Annotated in this window: 16 protein-coding genes, 1 tRNA gene and 1 other RNA gene; 14 read left to right on the top strand and 4 right to left on the bottom strand. The window is 35.7% G+C overall.

What is annotated here, in order from left to right:
• Positions 1-120 precede the first annotated feature (120 nt).
• Positions 121-1,110 carry a LysM peptidoglycan-binding domain-containing protein gene (locus KA858_RS04940; protein ID WP_210125818.1) on the top strand — a complete coding sequence of 330 codons (990 nt, stop codon included), beginning with the start codon at positions 121-123 and terminating at the stop codon, positions 1,108-1,110.
• Positions 1,111-1,266: 156 nt separating this feature from the next.
• Here KA858_RS04940 and KA858_RS04935 read toward each other — a convergent pair whose 3' ends face one another.
• Positions 1,267-1,545: a hypothetical protein gene (locus tag KA858_RS04935; RefSeq protein ID WP_053030234.1), complete on the bottom strand. Its 279-nt coding sequence runs from the start codon at positions 1,543-1,545 to the stop codon at positions 1,267-1,269.
• 127 nt (positions 1,546-1,672) lie between these two features.
• Between KA858_RS04935 and KA858_RS04930 the strand changes: the two genes are divergently transcribed.
• Together KA858_RS04930 and KA858_RS04925 are read left to right on the top strand one after the other, a co-directional pair.
• Positions 1,673-2,062, top strand: a complete 390-nt coding sequence (locus tag KA858_RS04930) for an NUDIX hydrolase (RefSeq protein ID WP_210125820.1) — start codon at positions 1,673-1,675, stop codon at positions 2,060-2,062.
• A gap of 7 nt (positions 2,063-2,069) precedes the next feature.
• On the top strand, positions 2,070-2,534 hold the full coding sequence (locus KA858_RS04925; RefSeq protein ID WP_210125822.1) for a GNAT family N-acetyltransferase: 465 nt from the start codon (positions 2,070-2,072) through the stop codon (positions 2,532-2,534).
• Positions 2,535-2,674: 140 nt separating this feature from the next.
• Here KA858_RS04925 and KA858_RS04920 read toward each other — a convergent pair whose 3' ends face one another.
• From KA858_RS04920 to gltC, 3 genes are all read right to left on the bottom strand, one after another.
• On the bottom strand, positions 2,675-3,484 hold the full coding sequence (locus KA858_RS04920) for a YibE/F family protein (RefSeq protein WP_210125824.1): 810 nt from the start codon (positions 3,482-3,484) through the stop codon (positions 2,675-2,677).
• A complete protein-coding gene (locus tag KA858_RS04915) occupies positions 3,481-4,563 on the bottom strand; it encodes a YibE/F family protein (RefSeq protein WP_481906425.1) in 1,083 nt (360 codons plus the stop codon). The genes KA858_RS04920 and KA858_RS04915 overlap by 4 nt, the downstream gene beginning before the upstream one ends.
• A gap of 161 nt (positions 4,564-4,724) precedes the next feature.
• Positions 4,725-5,612 carry a glutamate biosynthesis transcriptional regulator GltC gene (gene gltC / locus KA858_RS04910; protein ID WP_210125828.1) on the bottom strand — a complete coding sequence of 296 codons (888 nt, stop codon included), beginning with the start codon at positions 5,610-5,612 and terminating at the stop codon, positions 4,725-4,727.
• 162 nt (positions 5,613-5,774) lie between these two features.
• On the opposite strand from gltC, the gene gltB reads away from it, so the two are divergent.
• The 11 genes from gltB (at position 5,775) to recR (ending at position 20,305) form a co-directional block, all read left to right on the top strand.
• Positions 5,775-10,295 carry a glutamate synthase large subunit gene (gene gltB, locus KA858_RS04905; RefSeq protein WP_210135157.1) on the top strand — a complete coding sequence of 1,507 codons (4,521 nt, stop codon included), beginning with the start codon at positions 5,775-5,777 and terminating at the stop codon, positions 10,293-10,295.
• Positions 10,296-10,313: 18 nt separating this feature from the next.
• Positions 10,314-11,777: a glutamate synthase subunit beta gene (locus tag KA858_RS04900; RefSeq protein ID WP_210125832.1), complete on the top strand. Its 1,464-nt coding sequence runs from the start codon at positions 10,314-10,316 to the stop codon at positions 11,775-11,777.
• A 113-nt stretch (positions 11,778-11,890) separates the two neighbouring features.
• Positions 11,891-11,983, top strand: a tRNA-Ser gene (locus KA858_RS04895).
• 191 nt (positions 11,984-12,174) lie between these two features.
• A complete protein-coding gene (treP, locus tag KA858_RS04890; protein ID WP_107630193.1) occupies positions 12,175-13,623 on the top strand; it encodes a PTS system trehalose-specific EIIBC component in 1,449 nt (482 codons plus the stop codon).
• A gap of 251 nt (positions 13,624-13,874) precedes the next feature.
• On the top strand, positions 13,875-15,509 hold the full coding sequence (gene treC, locus KA858_RS04885) for an alpha,alpha-phosphotrehalase (protein ID WP_210135156.1): 1,635 nt from the start codon (positions 13,875-13,877) through the stop codon (positions 15,507-15,509).
• Positions 15,510-15,530: 21 nt separating this feature from the next.
• Positions 15,531-16,256, top strand: coding sequence for a trehalose operon repressor (gene treR, locus KA858_RS04880; RefSeq protein WP_210125836.1), 726 nt, complete (start codon positions 15,531-15,533; stop codon positions 16,254-16,256).
• A 91-nt stretch (positions 16,257-16,347) separates the two neighbouring features.
• Positions 16,348-16,617, top strand: an RNA gene (gene ffs / locus KA858_RS04875) — signal recognition particle sRNA large type.
• 304 nt (positions 16,618-16,921) lie between these two features.
• Positions 16,922-17,449, top strand: a complete 528-nt coding sequence (locus KA858_RS04870) for a GNAT family N-acetyltransferase (protein WP_210125838.1) — start codon at positions 16,922-16,924, stop codon at positions 17,447-17,449.
• A 68-nt stretch (positions 17,450-17,517) separates the two neighbouring features.
• A complete protein-coding gene (gene dnaX, locus KA858_RS04865) occupies positions 17,518-19,230 on the top strand; it encodes a DNA polymerase III subunit gamma/tau (protein WP_210125840.1) in 1,713 nt (570 codons plus the stop codon).
• Between the two features lie 155 nt (positions 19,231-19,385).
• Entirely contained in the window at positions 19,386-19,703 is a 318-nt protein-coding gene (locus KA858_RS04860; RefSeq protein ID WP_001213992.1) for a YbaB/EbfC family nucleoid-associated protein, read from the top strand.
• A gap of 5 nt (positions 19,704-19,708) precedes the next feature.
• The gene (recR, locus tag KA858_RS04855) at positions 19,709-20,305 is read left to right on the top strand and encodes a recombination mediator RecR (RefSeq protein ID WP_053030221.1); all 597 of its coding nucleotides are present in this window, start codon (positions 19,709-19,711) and stop codon (positions 20,303-20,305) included.
• The last annotated feature ends 461 nt before the right edge of the window (positions 20,306-20,766 follow it).

The raw sequence follows: 20,766 nt of genomic DNA, 5'->3' as shown, positions 1-20,766 counted from the left end.
TTGAACGGATAAAAGAAAGAAGTATGTAATAAAGATTTAATACAGATAAGTGTCTAGTACAACTAGAAATAAGTGGTGAGTAACCCAATGAGCAAGCATAAGATTAAGGAGGCGCTTTGTATGAATAAAAAAATTCTAGCAACAGCAGTATTAGGGACAGGAGCACTTAGTACACTATTTGCTCATCAAGCTGAAGCATCAACAACGCACACAGTTCGAAGTGGTGAATCTTTATGGTCTATTTCAAACCATTATGGTATCACTGTATCTAAATTAAAATCATTAAATGGCTTATCATCAAATCTTATTTTTCCAAACCAAGTATTAAAAGTATCAGGATCTTCTAATTATTCAAGTCGTTCAAATTACGGTAATTCAAGTAGTACATATACTGTGAGAGCAGGGGATAGTTTATCATCTATTGCTAGCCGATATGGTACAACATATCGTCATATTATGAATTTAAATGGATTAAATAGTTTTTTAATCTTCCCTGGTCAACAATTAAAAGTATCAGGTTCTGCTAGCTCAAATTCTCAATCAAGTTATAATTCAAATTCAGGTGCATCATCAAGCACTTATACAGTACGTTATGGTGACTCACTGTCATCTATTGCTAGCCGATATGGTACAACATATCAACATATTATGAAATTAAATGGATTGAATAATTTCTTTATTTATCCTGGTCAAACATTAAGAGTGAGTGGTTCAGCTTCTTCAAACACGTATACAACACGTTCAACGCAATCAACTTACTATTCATCACCAGTATTTAACCATAGTAACTTATATGACTGGGGACAATGTACTCGGCATGTATTTAATCGTCGTGCTGCTATTGGAAAAGGAATCAGTACGTATTGGTGGAATGCAAATAATTGGGATAATGCGGCAGCTAGAGATGGATATCGCATTGATAGCAATCCAACAGTAGGTTCAATTGCACAATCAGATGCTGGTTATTACGGCCATGTGGCTTTTGTAGAGCGCGTAAATAGTAATGGTAGTATTTTAGTTTCAGAAATGAACTTTAGTGCTGGTCCAGGTGTTCTAACATATCGTACAATTCCTGCGTACCAAGTACGTAATTATAAATTCATTCATTAGAAAGCTTGAAACAAAAATAATAATTTGGCTATGTAGCCAAATTACAGTAGCTGACTGAATTGAGAAGGCGCTTCAATGAAGCGTTTCTCAACTCAAGTCATCCTTGCAGGGCTGGGAAGACGAATTCAATAAGAATTCTGACCCAGTCCTTTTATTTTATTGAAATTGATAATCTTCTTTAACTTTTCTGAAACTTGAAGCTAAGCGTGTAACATTAATAATGAATGAAACGAATGAGAATAACTTACGGAATTTGTAAGGAGATTTCATTGATACTACGAAATCTAAAAGTGTACCCACTGTACTTAGGCCTAAAGATAAATAAACTAGGTTTTTATTTTTTGCATCAAATTTAATACCGTTGTAACCATCAACGATAAAGCCTGCAGTACTTACTAAATTTGAAACGCGTGTTAATTTTGATTTCTTTGCCATGAATAATACCCTCCGAATATCAAAATGTCACTAAACGGACATTTAGTATATTAATATATGTTAACATCATACTAAATTAACATATATTTTTGAAGTACAAAACATTTAATAGAAAAGGTGTGCAGGTATGATCAAATGTGTTTGCTTAGTGGAAGAAACAGATGACCAAATCTTATTAGTACAAGTAAGAAATAGAGAAAAATATTATTTCCCGGGTGGTAAAATCGATGCGGGTGAAACGCAATTAGAAGCGATACAACGAGAAGTTAAAGAGGAATTACAATTGGCGTTTGAACAAAGTGACTTTACATATTTAGGTACAGTTGTTGGGGATGCTTACCCACAAAAGAATACGTTAACGGAACTAAATGGATTTAAAGTTCAACAGAAAATTGATTGGGATAGTGTGAAAATTGATAATGAAATTACAGATATTCGTTGGTTCGATAAATCTGATACAACCTTAATCGCACCAGCTGTTATAAAATGGATTGAGACCTTTTCAGAGAGAAAGTAGGGAGAAAATGGAAATACGACCATATTCGATTCACGATCAACCACTATTAAATGCGTTTGAAATATTAGCAGAAGATAGAAAATTCACTCGAACGCCTAATGATAATATTGCATCGGCTAAAGGGGACAATGAGCGTCATCCAACACTTGTTATGTTAAATGATCAATGTGTGGGTTTCTTTACATTGCATGAAGGTCAAGGGGTTAAACCGTATAGTAATCATCAAGATGCTATATTTTTCCGTTCATTTAGTGTAGATGCACGATATCGTGGTCAAGGTGTTGGAAAAGCTGTGATTCAACAACTACCAAGCTATATAAAAGCAATGTTTCCCTATATTAATGAAATAGTGTTGACTGTAAATACTGACAATGACAAAGCGATGGCGTTGTATAAACAAGCCAAATATTCAATAACTGGAGAGACACTTTTAGAAGGTCGACCAGTTTATATTATGAATTTGAACATATAGCTTTTATAAATGTGCGCATTAAAAAAGTGCCATTACAATCAATATGAAATAAATGAGGTAGGACAAGGCATTCATAAAGGCTTCTGTCCCAATCTCGATAACTTATTTCAAGATTGTATGGCACTTGTTGTTTTATCAATTTAATGATTGATGTTTTGCTCTGAAGTTTGTGAAACTTCTTGTGAAGGCTTTCCACTCAATTTAGGATGCTTAATTAATAATGCAGTAATCCACGCTGTGATAGGGATACTAATCGCTACAGCAATTCCACCGAGTAAGATAGAAATGAATTCTTGCGCAAATATCTTTGAGTTAATAATGTGTCCAAAAGAATAATGTAATTGGAAAAACCAAAAGAATAGTGTTAATTGACCTCCAAAATAAGCTAAATATATTGTATTGGCAGAAGTTGCTAAAATTTCTCTCCCTACACGCATACCTGATTGGAACAATGCCTTGCGTGAAAGATTAGGATTGGTTTCATTGAGCTCATACATAGGCGAACTTATTGTTATCGTTAAGTCAATGACAGCTGCAATAACAGCTAAAACAACCGTAAATACTGAGAATTGAACCATATCGATACCGATATTCATTGAAAAAATATAGGTTTCATCTTGTTGTTCCGTAGTAAACCCTTGTAGATGGCCAATACTTATAGATAAATAAATGCCTAATATTAATAATATCGTAGTTAATATTGTAGCAATAAAAGCAGCCTTGGTTTTAATATTGTAACTATTTAAAATAAACAAGTTACAAGCAGCAATGACGATACAAAATATTAATGAAACTAAATAAATAGGTGTTCCAAATAAAATGAACACAATACTGATTAGTAAGATCATAAAGTTTAGGAATAACGTTAAGTATGAAACTAATCCTTTTTTACCGCCGAAAATAAGCATTAAAATAAATAAAATTAGTGCTAGTAGGACGACTGCATTCATCTTGTCACACCCTTCCATTTCATCCACATAACCATCAGACTAATCGTAATTGGAATCGTGAGTACGATACCAATACCACCTGTTATAGCACGAGCGATTTCTAAAGACCAATTCATCGAAATCGTATATGTAAATGTGTTAGCATTTTTTAAATAAATTAGGAACATTGGCAAACTTCCTGATAAGTAGGAGAAAAGTAAAATATTTGTCATAGTTCCCATAATATCCTGTCCTATATTACGACCTGCTAGAGCCCAACGCGATAAAGAAATGTTAGGCGTACGTTGTAAGATTTCATACATACCACTTGATATTGTAATGGCGACATCCATTACAGCGCCTAAAGATCCAATAAGCACGGATGCTAAGAATATATCTTTAGGTGGTAATGTTAGAAAACTCATTGTTTCATATTTAATACCAGCTCCATTGGTTAATTGAATAATGATTTGAGTGATACCAATACATAAAAATGTACCTAATAACGTACCGATTGTTGTGATCCAAGTGCGCATATGCCAACCGGTTACGAGCAATAGCGTGACAATGGTAGACAGCACGATTGCCACACTCATTAGAATGAATAGGTTAGTAGATGGATGTTTATCATGGATTGCAATAGCTATTAAAATAGCACCAGTGTTAAAGATAAGTGACAGGATAGACTGTAAACCTACATTACGTCCAACTAGTAGTAAGGACATAATAAATATACCTACAATTGCTACAGAAAGACTATCGCGTTTTTTTTCTAAGATCGTTGCATCTTTCGGGCTGTTTTGAATATGCATTAAGACCTTATTATTTTTACTAAAGTGCTCTGAATCTGCTTGCGATTTGACATAGGTATTATCTATTGTGGTAGATTCACCTTTATATTTACCATTTAATATTTCTATTGTTAAATGTTGTTTGTATTTGAAGTCGGTATTATGTTGTTCATCAACGACTTTGTGAGCGTTACTCGTTTCTACATGTGTCACTTTACCGATAGGGGTGTTATAGAAACGTGCATTGAAAAACGTAAAAATAAAGGCGCCGATGATAAATAAGCCGATAATTACAATAATGTAATTCATTATACGATGACTAAAATAGTTGCGATTTTGTGCATTCATTATATTTAACCCTCATTTATAACTCGAAATTCTACGCTTTAATAAGTCAGAGTGATTATACGCTCCTCAACTGTATTATTCAAATAGTAGCTATTTGAATTATGACATATCACCTCATACTGTTAATGGTATGTCGACACTTTACTTAGAAGTTGATGTATTAAATTCGATAAATTGAGAATATCTACTTTTTTATTATCTTTTTTGAAGGCGACGCAAAAGGAGCGTTTTAATTCTGTATGCGCTAATGATATATCACATAATGCCTCCATCTCATTCTCCAACGTTAAATAATCAGGCAAGATGACATAGCCACGGTGATGTTTAAGTAAATAGTGTGCTAGGGATTTCGTTCCAATGATATGAATTGGTAACTTTAAAGTATGTTGTAAACGGTTTTCTATAGTTGTTGCTAAAGGTTTCAAAGTAAATAGTTGTGTTTCAGCTAGTTGAGTTAGTGGCGGATTTATAGATAAAGCAATCACATCATCTTTAGGCACATAAACATGGTATGTTTCTTCAAATAATGGTTTGAGTGATAAATTAGCGTTCTTCTGAAGAGCCGTGTTTATTTCGACCAATCCAATATCAATTTTACCAGTATATAGCGCTTCAGAAATCTCAGATGGTGACATCATATGAGGAACAATTATGCTATCATATTGGCGCTCAAACGCTTGAATGATTGCAGTAATCATTTGAGAAATATAGCTCTCTTCAAACCCAATATTAAGTATGCGCGCATTTTTGTGATTAGTTTGTTGAAATAACGCTACTGTTTCGTCTAATTGCTCCAAAATCTGAGTCGCCTGAGTGAGTAATGCTTTACCATGAGATGTTAAATGGATGTTTCGCCCTTGTCTATTAAATAAAGTAACTTGTAGTTCTTGTTCTAACAATGTGATTTGTCGACTTATTGCAGATTGGGCAATATTCAACTCGAGTGCTGCTTCAGAGAGATGTTCTCGACGTGCAACTTCTACGAAATATTTTAATTGTTTAATTTCCAAATGAATGCTCCTTTCTACTGTGCGCATAACATTTTATTGTCGATTGTTCTAATTTTTAGAATTAAGTCATCTAATTAATATATTGTTCAGATAAATATTTTACATTATATTAATTATTATTAACAGTAAATTTTCTGAAAATTCTCAAAAGGAGTGGGCATCATGTTTGATGAAAGATTAAAAAGAGGATTATATGATTACCGTGAGGAACATGATGCATGCGGTATTGGCTTCTACGCAAACATGAATAATTTAAGGTCGCACGATATTATTGAAAAATCACTTGAAATGTTACGTCGACTTGACCATCGTGGTGGTGTTGGTGCAGATGGTATAACAGGTGATGGTGCAGGTATTATGACCGAAATACCATTTCAATTTTTTGAAGCACATGTCGATTTAGACTTACCTAATGAGGGCGATTATGCGGTAGGTCTTTTTTTCTCTAACGAAAAGATACAAGGTACGACACACGAATCGCAATTTAATCATTACTTTCAAAGTGAAGGCCTAAAAGTAATTGGCTATCGAGATGTACCTGTTGATGTCAACGCCATAGCGCCTCATGTTGCATCTACAATGCCACACATTCAACAAGTGTTTATAGATATTCGATCAGTTGTAACGCCGGTTAAACCATTATATATTGCAAGAAAGCAAATAGAGCAATATGCAGAACAGCACGACTTAGGTCTTTATTTTACAAGCTTATCCCACAAGACGATTGTATATAAGGGGTGGTTACGCTCAGATCAAATTAAAAAATTATATTTAGATTTAAATCATGAAGATTATCAATCTAAGCTAGGTTTAGTACATTCAAGATTTAGTACAAACACTTTTCCGAGTTGGAAACGTGCACATCCCAATCGTTTATTAATGCATAATGGTGAAATCAACACAATTAAAGGTAATGTGAATTGGATGAGAGCACGTCAAAGACAATTAATTCAAACATTATTTGGCGAAGAGCATAGTAAAATACAGAACATTGTTGATGAAGATGGAAGTGATTCAGCAATTGTAGACAATGCGCTAGAATTTCTATCATTGGCAATGGAACCTGAAGAAGCTGCGATGTTGCTTATCCCTGAACCATGGTTATATAACAAAGAAAATGATGCGAATGTTCGTGCGTTCTATGAGTTTTATAGTTATTTGATGGAACCATGGGATGGTCCAACGATGATTTCGTTCTGTAATGGAGATAAAATTGGTGCATTAACTGACCGTAATGGATTACGACCAGGTCGCTATACAATTACAAAAGATAATTTTATTGTCTTTTCATCTGAAGTAGGTGTTGTGGATGTACCAGAAGACAATGTTGCTTACAAAGGACAACTTAATCCTGGAAAGTTACTTCTTGTAGATTTTGAGTCACGTCAAGTGATTGAAAATAATGAGTTGAAAGCGCGTATTGCCAGTCAATATCCTTATAAGAAGTGGTTAGATAACAATAAAATAGATTTACAATTAGAAGCGCAAACCTATCGCCAGCCTTCATTGAATCACAAGATAATATTTAAGTTACAACGTCAATTTGGATATACCAAAGAAGATATATATAAATATATGGCTGAGTTAGTGAAAGGTAAGAAAGATCCAATCGGTGCGATGGGGTATGATGCACCACTTGCCGTATTAAACGAGAGACCAGAATCATTATTTAATTACTTTAAACAGTTATTTGCACAAGTAACCAATCCGCCTATTGATGCCTATCGTGAAAAGATTGTAACGAGTGAATTATCATATTTAGATGGAGAAGGTAACTTATTCCATCCGGATGAAACGGTATTGGATCGTATTCAATTAGCGAAACCGGTCCTGACTTTAACGCAACTCAATAGGATTAAACAAAGTAAGTTTAACGTGAAACACTTGTCTACACTATATCAAGATCATCTTGAAGCGGCATTGGAAAGATTAGGTGACGCTGCGATACAAGCTACACGAGAAGGTTATACGATATTAGTCCTAGATGATAGTGAACTCATTGATTGTCATATCGAGGATGGAGCATCGAAACAATGCTACGCTATGCCAATACTTCTGGCTATCAGTCATATTCATCAGTTATTGATAAGAGAAGGCTTACGCATGGATACGAGCTTAGTAGCGCTATCTGGTGAAACGCGTGAGGTACACCATGTGGCATGTTTATTAGGATATGGTGCGAATGCGGTCATTCCATATTTAGCACAACAAACCATTGCCCATTTAACTGAAACACATCGTTTAGAAGGCACGATTTCAGATAATGTTGAAACTTACACACGTGTTCTATCAGAAGGTGTTATTAAGGTGATGGCGAAAATGGGTATCTCAACTGTTCAAAGTTATCAAGGGGCTCAAATCTTTGAAGCGGTTGGTTTATCCCAAGATGTAATTGATGCTTATTTTACTGGAACACAATCTAAATTATCAGGGTTAAGTATTCAACAAATTGACGTTGAGAATAAAATGCGTCAACAAAGACATAATGAGTACCTTGATTCGGGAAGTGTCTTCCAGTGGCGCCAACAAGGTCAACATCACGTATTTAATCCTACAACCATACACATGTTACAACATGCATGTCGTGAGAATGACTATACACAGTTTAAAGCTTTTTCTAATGCTGTACATGATCAAAGAAACGATCATTTACGTGATTTATTAGAATTTAAAGCACAGCAACCGGTTCATATTAGTGAGGTTGAGCCAGTAGAAACTATTGTTAAACGTTTTAATACAGGTGCGATGAGTTACGGTTCTATTTCTGAAGAAGCGCATCAAACATTGGCCCAAGCCATGAATCGTCTTGGTGGTAAAAGTAACAGTGGTGAAGGTGGCGAAAATCCCAAACGGTATGAAATTCAAGCGGATGGAAGTGTGTTATCAAGTGCGATTAAGCAAGTGGCTTCAGGGCGTTTTGGTGTAACGAGCGAGTACTTACAACATGCAAAAGAGTTACAAATTAAAGTTGCTCAAGGTGCTAAGCCGGGTGAAGGTGGACAGTTACCTGGAACGAAAGTTTATCCATGGATCGCTGAAACACGTGGTTCAACGCCAGGTATTGGGTTGATTTCACCACCGCCTCATCATGATATTTATTCAATTGAATATTTAGGGCAACTTATTCATGATTTAAAGAACGCGAATAGAAATGCAGACGTAGCAGTTAAATTAGTTTCAAAAACAGGAATCGGAACCATTGCATCAGGTGTTGCTAAAGCATTTGCAGATAAAATTGTCGTGAGTGGATATGACGGAGGTACAGGTGCATCGCCTAAGACAAGTATTCAACACGCTGGGTTGCCTTGGGAACTTGGCTTAGCTGAAACACATCAAACATTGAAATTAAATCATTTACGTAGCCGTGTCCGCTTAGAAACAGATGGTAAGTTGATGACGGGTAGGGATGTGGCATTAGCATGTGCATTAGGTGCTGAAGAATTTGGATTTGCGACTGCGCCATTAGTTGTTTTAGGGTGCATCATGATGCGTGTTTGTCATAATGATACATGCCCAGTAGGTATTGCGACACAGAATAAAGATTTGAGAGCACTATTTAGAGGTAAGGCTGACCACGTTGTTAACTTTATGCATTTTATTGCTGAAGAGTTAAGAGAGGTCTTAGCTTCATTAGGATTAAGAACGGTTGAAGAATTGATCGGACGTACCGATTTATTACAACGTTCAAGTCGAATCGATGAACGTTCGAAAGCAGCAACATTGGATATCGAAAAGTTATTGGATTCAGTTGATGGGCCTAATGCAAAAGAAATCAATCAAAATCATCATTTAGATATCGGTTTCGATTTAAATTATCTTTATAAAGATGCTAAGCAAAGTATTGAGGATGGAAAAGTATTTAAAGGGAACTATGTGATTAATAATGAACAACGAGATGTAGGGGTTATTACAGGAAGCTATATTACACAGCAACACGGTGCTAATGGCTTACCAGAAGCAACTATTGTAGCTGAAACGCAGGGACATGCAGGACAGAGTTTAGCAGCATTCGCACCGTCAGGATTGTTAATTCAACATACAGGTGATGCAAATGATTACGTTGGTAAAGGTTTATCAGGCGGTATAGTTGTTGTTAAAGCGCCAAATAAACAGCGAGAACGTGAAATTATAGCTGGAAATGTATGCTTCTATGGCGCTTCAAAAGGTAAAGCCTTTATTAATGGTAGCGCTGGCGAACGCTTCTGTATTCGAAATAGTGGAGTTGATGTGGTTGTCGAAGGTATCGGTGATCACGGTTTGGAATATATGACCGGAGGACATGTAGTCAACTTAGGGGATGTTGGTAAGAACTTTGGTCAAGGCATGAGTGGTGGTGTTTGTTATGTATTCCCAAGTGATATTGAATCATTTAAACATAAGAATCAATTGCCAACCTTAGCGTTTAAGGAAGTGACGCATAATGAGGAGAAAACGTTACTTAAAGCTATGTTAGAAGAGCACTACCACTATACACAAAGTACAAAAGCAGCAGCAATTTTAAATGATTTTGCACATGTGGCAGATAAAGTTGTCAAAGTAATTCCAAAAGATTACGAACTAATGATGCAAAAAATTGAATTACAAAATCGTAATTTACTACAAATAGATGAAGCTAAACTAGCAGCATTTTACGATGACCGTACGGCAATTGCCAAAGAATTACAACCAGCAGTGATTTATTAAAGAAAGGAGTGGTCTGTGATGGGGGAATTTAAGGGATTTATGAAATATGAAAAGCAATCATTATCTGAACTGTCTTTAGTTGATCGTTTGAAGCATCATGATGCTTTTCAACAGCGTTTTTCTCGTGAAGAAGCGTCCATTCAAGGTGCACGATGTATGGACTGTGGGACACCATTTTGTCAAACAGGTCTTCCTTTCGGGAGAGAAACTATTGGTTGTCCAATCGGTAACTATATCCCTGAATGGAATGATTTAGTTTATCGACAAGATTTTGAGTCTGCCTATCATCGTTTGAGTGAAACAAATAATTTTCCTGAATTTACGGGACGTGTCTGTCCAGCACCTTGTGAACAGTCTTGTGTTATGAAAATTAATCGTGAATCAGTTGCCATTAAAGGTATTGAGCGTACGATTATTGACGAAGCCTATGAACACGGGTGGGTTAAGCCTAAATATCCTAAACGACGATTAGAACAATCTGTAGCAATTGTAGGAAGCGGGCCAGCCGGTCTTACTGCTGCCGAAGAGCTCAATTATAAGGGTTACCAAGTGACAGTGTTTGAAAGAGCTGCTGAAGCGGGTGGCTTACTCATGTATGGTATTCCAAATATGAAATTAGATAAAGAGGTTGTACGTCGTCGTATCGCATTAATGAAAGAAGCGGGTATTACCTTTAAGACGAATACCAACATTGGTGTAGATATATCACGTGAAACATTAGAGCAGACGTATGACGCTATTATCTTATGTACGGGTGCTCAAAAAGCGCGTGACTTACCATTAGAAGGGCGTATGGGCCAAGGGATACACTTTGCTATGGATTATTTAACTGAACAGACTCAGTTATTAAATGGTGAAATAGATGAACCAACAATAACGGCTAAAGGGAAAAACGTCATCATTATTGGTGCTGGTGACACTGGTGCAGACTGTGTCGCTACCGCATTACGTGAGAATTGTAAGTCAATAGTACAATTCAACAAATATACAAAAGCACCTGAAGAAATCGCATTTGAAAGTAATACGTCATGGCCATTGGCATTACCTGTCTTCAAAATGGATTATGCACACAAAGAATATGAAGCACGTTTTGGTAGAGAACCGCGTGCCTATGGTGTTCAAACAATGCGGTACGATGTAGATCACATTGGTAATGTTCGTGGTGTATACACACAAATTTTAGAAGAAACACCAGATGGAATGGTTGTTGTAAATGGTACTGAAAGACATTGGCCAGCAGATCTAGTTCTTTTATCAATCGGTTTTGAAGGCACAGAACCAACTGTCCCAAGGTCATTTGATATTGCGACACAACAAAATAAAATTATCGCCAACGATAAAGACTATCGTACTAATAAAGAAAAGATTTTTGCCGCTGGAGATGCGCGAAGAGGTCAGAGTTTGGTAGTTTGGGCAATTAAAGAAGGGCGTGGCGTTGCTCAATCAGTAGATCACTTCTTAAAACAAAAGGTATTCGTGTAAGTTCAATGACGTATAAGCGCTTACTAAAAATAAAAATGAATAATTTTACATTTTGACTATAAAAGTGATTGACTTCCAATGAACCGTGGTATATGATATTTATTGTGTTCATTGGAGGAATACCCAAGTCCGGCTGAAGGGATCGGTCTTGAAAACCGACAGGGCCTTAACGGGCCGCGGGGGTTCGAATCCCTCTTCCTCCGCCATTATAATTAAAATCCAAGACTAATAAATATAAAAAAGACAAGTACTCAATGTTTAATATGTTGAGTACTTGTCTTTTTTATTGCATTTAGCGCCCATTCTAGAATGAAAATTCAACAATATTATGAAAGCCTTTACAAAACTTGTCTAGACAAGCTATACTTGGGTTATTAAAAATAAGGGAGTGAAAGGCGTGGCTGTAAAAAGAAAAGATGTGCAGGATATCGTCAAAGCAATAGGTGGGCAAGAAAACATTGAAACTGCAACGCACTGTGTTACACGACTGCGTTTAGTGTTAAAAGATGACAATAAAGTTGATAAAGATGCATTAGACGATAATGCACTTGTTAAAGGTCAATTTAAAGCGGATAATCAATACCAAATCGTTATAGGACCTGGTACCGTGGACGAAGTGTATAAACAATTTATTCAAGAGACAGGTGTAGCAGAATCCTCAAAAGATGAGGCTAAAGCTGCTGCAGCGAAAAAGGGCAATCCTTTACAACGACTTATAAAACTATTGGGAGATATCTTCATTCCGATTTTACCGGCATTAGTTACAGCAGGTCTCTTAATGGGGATTAATAATTTACTTACTATGGAAAAATTATTTGGCCCTAAACCACTTGTTGAACAATATCCTCAGTTGGGTGATATATCGAATATTATTAACGTCATCGCAAGTACAGCGTTTATCTTTTTACCAGCGTTAATTGGTTGGAGTAGTATGAAAGTGTTTGGTGGTAGTCCAATATTAGGTTTAGTACTTGGACTTATCCTAATGCATCCACAGTTAGTTTCACAATATGACATTGCTAAAGGCCATATTCCGACATGGAATCTTTTTGGGCTTGAAATCAAACAATTAAACTATCAAGGCCAAGTCTTACCAGTTTTAATTGCAGCCTATGTCTTATCACTCATTGAAAAAGCACTAAATAAAGTTGTTCATGACTCAATTAAAATGTTAGTTGTCGGACCAGTAGCATTACTGGTCACTGGATTCTTAGCATTTATAATTATTGGTCCGATTGCACTTGTGATAGGTACTGGAATTACTGGTGCAGTTCAATTTGTCTTCGAACATGCTGGTTGGTTAGGCGGTGCGATTTATGGATTCTTCTATGCACCACTTGTTATTACGGGATTACACCATATGTTCTTGGCAGTTGACTTCCAATTAATGGGAAGCAAACTGGGCGGTACATATTTATGGCCAATCGTTGCAATATCTAATATCTGTCAAGGTTCGGCAGCGTTTGGAGCGTGGTTTATCTATAGACGACGCAAAATGGTAAAAGAAGAAGGTTTAGCCTTAACTTCAAGTGTATCAGCATTTTTAGGTGTTACAGAACCTGCAATGTTTGGTGTGAATTTACCGTTAAAAGTACCTTTCTTTGCTGCTATTTGTACATCAAGCGTTTTAGGTGCTATTATCGGTGCTAAAAAGGTATTGGGTAGTGTCGGTGTAGGTGGTGTTCCAGCCTTCATTTCAATTCATAGTGAATTTTGGTTTATTTATATGCCAGTTACATTACTTGCTGTGGTAATACCAGCTATTTTGACAATTGTCTTTGCAAGATTTACAACAATTAAAGCTAAGAAGATGGTTGAAAACCCTGAAGAAACAGCAGCTAAATAAATTTACAAATAAAGACGTTGAAATATAAAATGCTATTTTGCAATTTCGCAGTAGCTGACTGAACTGAGAGGACGTTTAAATTAAGTTTTTTCGGTTCTAGTCATTCTTGCAGGCGGGCTCTGCAGAGAGATTTTCACAAAGAAATTTTACAAGTTAAGCAAACTGGGAGGGGGGATAACGAATTCGAAAAAATTCTATCCCACTCCCTTTAAATCGCATTAATACGATTAATAAGTGAAAGGTGAGTATACATGGCACAAAAAGATTGGAAAAAGTCTGTCGTTTATCAAATTTATCCCAAATCATTTAACGATACAACAGGTAATGGTGAGGGAGATTTAAAAGGAATTATTGAAAAATTAGACTATATTCAATATTTAGGTGTTGATTACATTTGGTTAACACCTGTTTATGAGTCACCGATGAATGATAATGGTTATGATATTAGCAATTACTTGAAAATTAACGAACGCTTCGGGACGCTAGAAGATTTTGAAACATTAATCAGTGAAGCACATAAGAGAGACTTAAAAGTCATGATAGATATTGTTATTAATCATACCTCTACAGAACATGAATGGTTTAAAGAAGCGATCCGTTCGAAAGACAATCCGTATCGTGATTATTATTTCTTTAAACCATCACAAGATGGGCCTCCAACTAATTGGGAATCGAAGTTTGGTGGTAATGCTTGGCAATACGACGAGAAGACAGATGAATATTATTTACATTTATTCGATGTCACACAAGCAGACTTAAATTGGGATAATGAAGCAGTGAGACAGGCTTTATATGATGTTGTTAACCACTGGATTGAATTTGGTGTAGATGGTTTCCGCTTTGATGTAATTAATCTTATTTCTAAAGGTGAATTTAAGGATTCTCCTAAAATTGGAAAAGAGTTTTATACTGACGGACCACATGTACATGAGTATCTACATGAACTCAATCGTCATACATTTGGAGATAAAGATATGATGACGGTAGGAGAAATGTCATCAACAACCATTGATAATTGTATCAAATATACAAAATTTGACCGACAAGAATTAAGTAGTGTCTTCAACTTCCATCATCTAAAAGTAGATTATGTTGATGGAGAAAAGTGGTCAAATGCGAAATTAGACTTTTTAAAACTAAAAGAAATATTGATGGATTGGCAAGTTGGAATATACGAAGGTGGCGGATGGAATGCGATTTTCTGGTGCAATCATGATCAACCACGCGTTGTATCTCGTTTCGGTGATGATTCTACAGAAGAAAATCGACAAGCAAGCGCTAAGATGTTAGCTATCGCATTGCATATGTTGCAAGGTACACCATACATTTATCAAGGCGAGGAAATCGGTATGACGGATCCGCACTTTGATTCTATTCAACAATATCGTGATGTTGAGTCACGTAATGCCTATGATAACTTAAAAGAACAAGGTATAGATGAAAGTGAAATTTTAACTATTCTAGGGCAAAAATCACGTGACAATTCTAGAACACCTATTCAATGGACATCAGGTGAGCAAGCAGGTTTCACTTCTGGTACGCCTTGGATTGATATACCAAACAATGCGCAATATATTAACGTAGAAGCAGCAATTGAGGACAAAACATCCGTACTACACACGTATCGCGAACTGATTCGATTGCGTCATGAACATGATATTATCACTTATGGTGACATCGAGCCGTTATATATGGATCACCCACAATTATTCATGTACCGTCGAAATTATGATGGTCAAACATGGCTCGTGGTTGCTAACTTTTCAAAAGAAGCAGTAAAATTACCTGAAGACATCAATAGACAAGGAACAGTTATTATTCAAAATGGCACAATAGAAAATGGTAAAATATCTCCATTTGGTGCAATTGTCATTGATGTTCAATAGATTGATGTAATGGAGAAGGACATGGCAACACAAAAATTCATAACGATATATGAACAACTCAAGCAACAAATACATGAAGATGTATATACCAATGGACAACAACTTCCGTCAGAACATGAATTGGTAACACGATATGGCACATCGCGTGAAACTGTTCGAAAAGCACTGGACTTGTTAGCAAATGATGGTATGATTCAAAAAATTAGAGGTAAGGGATCTATTGTTATTGATCAAGGTGTTACGGAGTTCCCATTTTCAGAATTAATTAGCTTTAAAGAAGTGCAAGAAGAACTGGGTTTGAAACATGAAACTGAAGTACGCATTAACGAGCGGATTAAAGCTAACTCGGTACCTTATGTTAAAGCGCAATTAAACCTTAAAGGTGATGAGGAACTGATTCATGTTGTACGTACAAGAAGTATCAATCATAGAGTGAAGATTTTAGATGAAGACTACTTTTTAGCTTCAATCGTTCCGGGCATTACGAATTCAGTAGCAAAAGATTCTATTTATCAATATTTAGAAACACAATTAGAATTAGATATCAGCTATTCAAGCAAATCGATTACGTTTGAGCCTTTTACCGAAAATGCCTATGATGTTTTCGGTAAAATACAACCACCATATACTGCAACAGTGAGAAGTGTCGTTTATTTAAATAACACAACGCCATTCCAATATAATGTGTCGAAGCATTTAGCAACAGAATTTAAATTCCAAGAATTTTCAAGACGACATAAATTATAAGATGGTATCAAGCTATTTTTGAGTCGATGATATGGAGAATTAAAACTTTACACTTGCAATAGGAAGAACGTTTATAGTATTATAAAACTTACCGTGCTAGGTGGGGAGGTAGCGGTTCCCTGTACTCGAAATCCGCTTTATGCGAGACTTAATTCCTTTGTTGAGGGTGTGTTTTTGTGAAGTCTGCCCGAAGCACGTAGTGTTTGAAGATTTCGGTCCTATGCAATATGAACCCATGAATCATGTCAGGTCCTGACGGAAGCAGCATTAAGTGGATCCTCATATGTGCCGTAGGGTAGCCGAGATTTAGCTGTCGACTTCGGTAACGTTTGTGATACACACTCGATTCGAAGGTGCACGGTTTTTTAATACGTTAAATTAACCGAAATAAATCAAATTTTTAGCATAAATTTAAAAGAGATCCTGTAATATAAATAATGTAATGATGCTACTTTGCGAGTTCGCAGTAGCTGTCTAAATTGAGAAGGCGCTTAAATCAAGCATTTCTCAGTTCTAGTCATCCTTGAGGGGGTGGGACAACGAATTTAAACAGAATTCTGTCCTGCTCCCATTTTTTTGTATAAAATATAGATAAATAAAAACGGGAAAGCGATATGTCCAAGTGTCGAACGAAGAACACTTTGACGCATTAGAGGGGTGTCAATATGCGATTATTCTTAAGTACATTAACGGAAATGGATTATAGCGAAACTTTGAATAGAATAGAATCAAGTTATGATGAGAAACATCAAGGTGCTGGTCAAAGACAACGTGCACTCATTTCAAAATTACGTCAAGCAGCGAATTATAATTATGAACTCGAAGTCATTGCTAAAGATGAATCGGGCGATATTATAGGACATGTCATGCTTAGCGAGATCAATTTGAATGCTGGAAATCAGTGTTACAAAGCACTAGAATTAGCGTCCCTTATAGTTGAACAGCCATATCGTAATGAAGGGTTGGGCAAAGCCTTAGTCCAAGCTGTTGAAGAACGCGCGAAATCACAACACTATACGACTATCATTGTGGGGTGTTGTCCAGAGTATTTCGAAGGGTTAGGTTATGAATCGGCAGACAAATATCATATTTTCTCAAAAGAAACAGATGCGTCTATGTTACGTGTTAAATTTCTATGGGATCAACTGGATGACTATCCACATGGTATTGTGCAAGACGCAGATATGACATAATAAATTCATTGAAATTAAGGCGATAATGCGTGATATAATGTAGAGTAATTGTTAACGGAGGTGCGGATGTGAATTATCAAGCTTTGTATCGAATGTTTAGACCCCAAAGCTTTCAGGATGTTGTGGGGCAAGAACATGTAACTAAGACGCTACGAAACGCCATTTCCAAAGGTAAACAATCACATGCCTATATCTTTAGTGGCCCTCGTGGAACTGGTAAAACGAGTATTGCTAAAGTGTTTGCTAAAGCAATAAATTGTTTAAATCCTCAAGATGGCGAACCATGTAATGAATGTGCGATTTGTAAAGGCATTACGCAAGGTACGAATGGCGATGTGATTGAGATTGATGCTGCAAGTAATAATGGTGTAGATGAAATTAGAAACATTAGAGATAAAGTTAAATATGCGCCTAGTGAGTCGAAATATAAAGTATATATTATTGATGAGGTGCACATGCTAACAACTGGTGCGTTTAATGCGCTATTAAAAACACTCGAAGAACCACCGGCACATGCTATTTTTATTCTTGCTACAACTGAACCACATAAAATCCCACCTACGATTATTTCGCGAGCGCAACGTTTTGACTTTAAAGCGATAGGTACAGAACAAATTACAGATCGCTTGCGCTTTGTAGCTGAAGAACAACATTTAGATTATGATAATGAAGCCCTTGAGTTTATTGCTAAAGCATCTGAAGGTGGTATGCGTGATGCGCTAAGTATTATGGACCAAGCTATCGCATTTGGTGATGAGCATCTTACACTACAAGATGTATTAGATGTAACGGGTAGTGTGGATGAAGCGGCATTAAATGAATTATTTAAAGACGTTGTTGAAGGAAATGTTAAAAATGCATTTACACGCTATCATCAATTTATTTCAGAAGGAAAAGAAGTAAACCGTCTTATTAATGATATGATTTATTTTGTTCGCGATACAATTATGAATAAAACGGTCGATAATCATGCAGAATTCGATGCGCTAATGAATTTTAATTTAGATACGCTTTATCATATGATTGATATCATTAACGATACTTTAGTATCGATACGTTTTAGTGTGAACCAAAATGTGCACTTTGAAGTGTTACTAGTAAAAATTGCTGAAATGATGAAAACACAGCCTGACACTGTAACAAATGTTGCGACAACACAAGTTGCGTCACAACCTAATAATGACGTGTTGTTACAACGTATGGAACAACTAGAAAATGAACTAAAAACACTTAAAGCTCAAGGTATCACTCAAGCAAATTCAAAACAGCATGCTACACAAACCAACACGCGTGGCAGACGTCAGAATAAAGGTACTTTCTCAATGACGAATATTGCTAAAGTATTAGACGAAGCAAACAAAGAAGATATTCAACTATTGAAGAAACACTGGCTAGAAGTAGTAGACTATGCGAAAAAGAATGATAAGAAATCATTGGTAAGTTTATTACAAAACTCAATTCCTGTAGCTGCTAGTGAAAAACGCGTATTAGTTCAGTTTGATGAAGAGATACACTGTGAAATTGTTAATAGAGATGATGAAAAACGAACTAGTATTGAAAATGTAGTGAGAAACATCATTAATAAGAATGTTGAAGTAGTGGGCGTCCCTTCAGATCAATGGATGAGAGTAAGAACTGAATATATTAATAGTAGAAAGCAACAAGATAAAGATAATCAAACAACACCAACTAATGGTGAAGAAAGTAAGCAAGACACAGATGTAGCGCAGAAAGCCCGTGACTTATTTGGTGAAGAAACTGTTCATTTAATAGATGAATAATCCTTTTTGTTATATTAATAGTAAGAACTTGATTTGAGTATAGGATTGTTGAATTGATTCTAGAAACAGAGATACATGACAATAAATATAAACGTATGTATAATAAAATATAAATTAAAAGATAATGTCGATACATTCAAGGAGGAAAAGATATTATGCGCGGTGGCGGAAATATGCAACAAATGATGAAACAAATGCAAAAAATGCAAAAGAAAATGGCTCAAGAGCAAGAAAAATTAAAAGAAGAACGCATTGTTGGTACTGCAGGTGGTGGCATGGTAGCTGTTACAGTTACTGGTCACAAAGAAGTTGTAGATGTTGAAATTAAAGAAGAAGCGGTAGATCCAGATGATATCGAAATGCTACAAGATTTAGTTTTAGCAGCAACGAATGAAGCGATGAATAAAGCTGACGAATTAACTCAAGAACGTTTAGGTAAGCATACACAAGGCTTAAATATTCCGGGAATGTAATATAGATGCATTATCCTGAACCTATATCTAAATTAATAGATAGTTTTATGAAACTGCCAGGCATTGGTCCCAAGACGGCTCAACGTCTGGCATTTCATACTTTAGATATGAAAGAAGACGATGTAGTCCAATTTGCTAAAGCCTTGGTAGATGTTAAACGTGAGCTTACTTATTGTAGTGTATGCGGTCATATAACTGAGAATGACCCTTGTTATATTTGTGAAGATAAGCAACGTGATCGCTCAGTTATATGTGTAGTTGAAGATGATAAAGATGTTATTGCGATGGAGAAGATGAGAGAATATAAAGGACTTTACCATGTACTACATGGCTCAATCTCCCCAATGGATGGAATAGGGCCAGAAGATATTAATATACCGACATTAATAGATAGATTAAAAGATGATGAGGTTAAAGAATTAATATTAGCTATGAATCCTAATTTAGAGGGAGAATCAACGGCGATGTATATATCTAGATTGGTGAAACCTATTGGAATTAAAGTCACTAGGTTAGCCCAAGGACTCTCAGTAGGTGGAGATTTAGAATATGCTGATGAAGTTACTTTATCTAAAGCAATAGCAGGAAGAACAGAAATGTAAAACATAGAGTCGCTATTAGCAAATTGATAGCAAATATAGCTATAACGGTTATATTTCAATTTGCAATAGCGTTTTTTTAATTTGTTTTAAAAAAATGTAAATTTTTTAAAGTTTGTTATTTGAGTGATTAAAACGCATTAAAGTGGGTATTAAAAGCGATATAATACATATAAACGAACTATTTATTTCTTGTCATTAACTAAAGTTTGTTTATTAAGTGTTTTAGAGCTTTTCGCACTGGATAAAGTGTAATTTTTACTGTTGTTAAAATGGATAAATGCCTGTATAGTATATATTTGTTGAGCGAAACAAATCAACGAACATTAAAACACTTCAAAAATTAATAAAAAAAGTTATTGACTTTATTGTTAATAGCGAGTATAATTAATTCTTGTGGTAATAAAAAATGAACATTGAAAACTGAATGACAATATGTCAACGTTAATTCCAAAAACAGTAAC

Source organism: Staphylococcus sp. GDX8P80P (assembly GCF_017893095.1).
GTDB classification, from domain to species: Bacteria; Bacillota; Bacilli; order Staphylococcales; family Staphylococcaceae; genus Staphylococcus; species Staphylococcus borealis.
Note: the sequence above shows the minus strand (reverse complement) of the source record. Positions and strands in the feature narration are given on the sequence as shown.

Coding starts and splice junctions, on each gene's coding strand:
- KA858_RS04940 (WP_210125818.1), top strand. CDS start 121: ATGAATAAAAAAATTCTAGCAACAGCAGTATTAGGGACAGGAGCACTT.
- KA858_RS04935 (WP_053030234.1), bottom strand. CDS start 1,545: ATGGCAAAGAAATCAAAATTAACACGCGTTTCAAATTTAGTAAGTACT.
- KA858_RS04930 (WP_210125820.1), top strand. CDS start 1,673: ATGATCAAATGTGTTTGCTTAGTGGAAGAAACAGATGACCAAATCTTA.
- KA858_RS04925 (WP_210125822.1), top strand. CDS start 2,070: ATGGAAATACGACCATATTCGATTCACGATCAACCACTATTAAATGCG.
- KA858_RS04920 (WP_210125824.1), bottom strand. CDS start 3,484: ATGAATGCAGTCGTCCTACTAGCACTAATTTTATTTATTTTAATGCTT.
- KA858_RS04915 (WP_481906425.1), bottom strand. CDS start 4,563: ATGAATTACATTATTGTAATTATCGGCTTATTTATCATCGGCGCCTTT.
- gltB (WP_210135157.1), top strand. CDS start 5,775: ATGTTTGATGAAAGATTAAAAAGAGGATTATATGATTACCGTGAGGAA.
- KA858_RS04900 (WP_210125832.1), top strand. CDS start 10,314: ATGGGGGAATTTAAGGGATTTATGAAATATGAAAAGCAATCATTATCT.
- treC (WP_210135156.1), top strand. CDS start 13,875: ATGGCACAAAAAGATTGGAAAAAGTCTGTCGTTTATCAAATTTATCCC.
- treR (WP_210125836.1), top strand. CDS start 15,531: ATGGCAACACAAAAATTCATAACGATATATGAACAACTCAAGCAACAA.
- KA858_RS04870 (WP_210125838.1), top strand. CDS start 16,922: ATGCGATTATTCTTAAGTACATTAACGGAAATGGATTATAGCGAAACT.
- KA858_RS04860 (WP_001213992.1), top strand. CDS start 19,386: ATGCGCGGTGGCGGAAATATGCAACAAATGATGAAACAAATGCAAAAA.
- recR (WP_053030221.1), top strand. CDS start 19,709: ATGCATTATCCTGAACCTATATCTAAATTAATAGATAGTTTTATGAAA.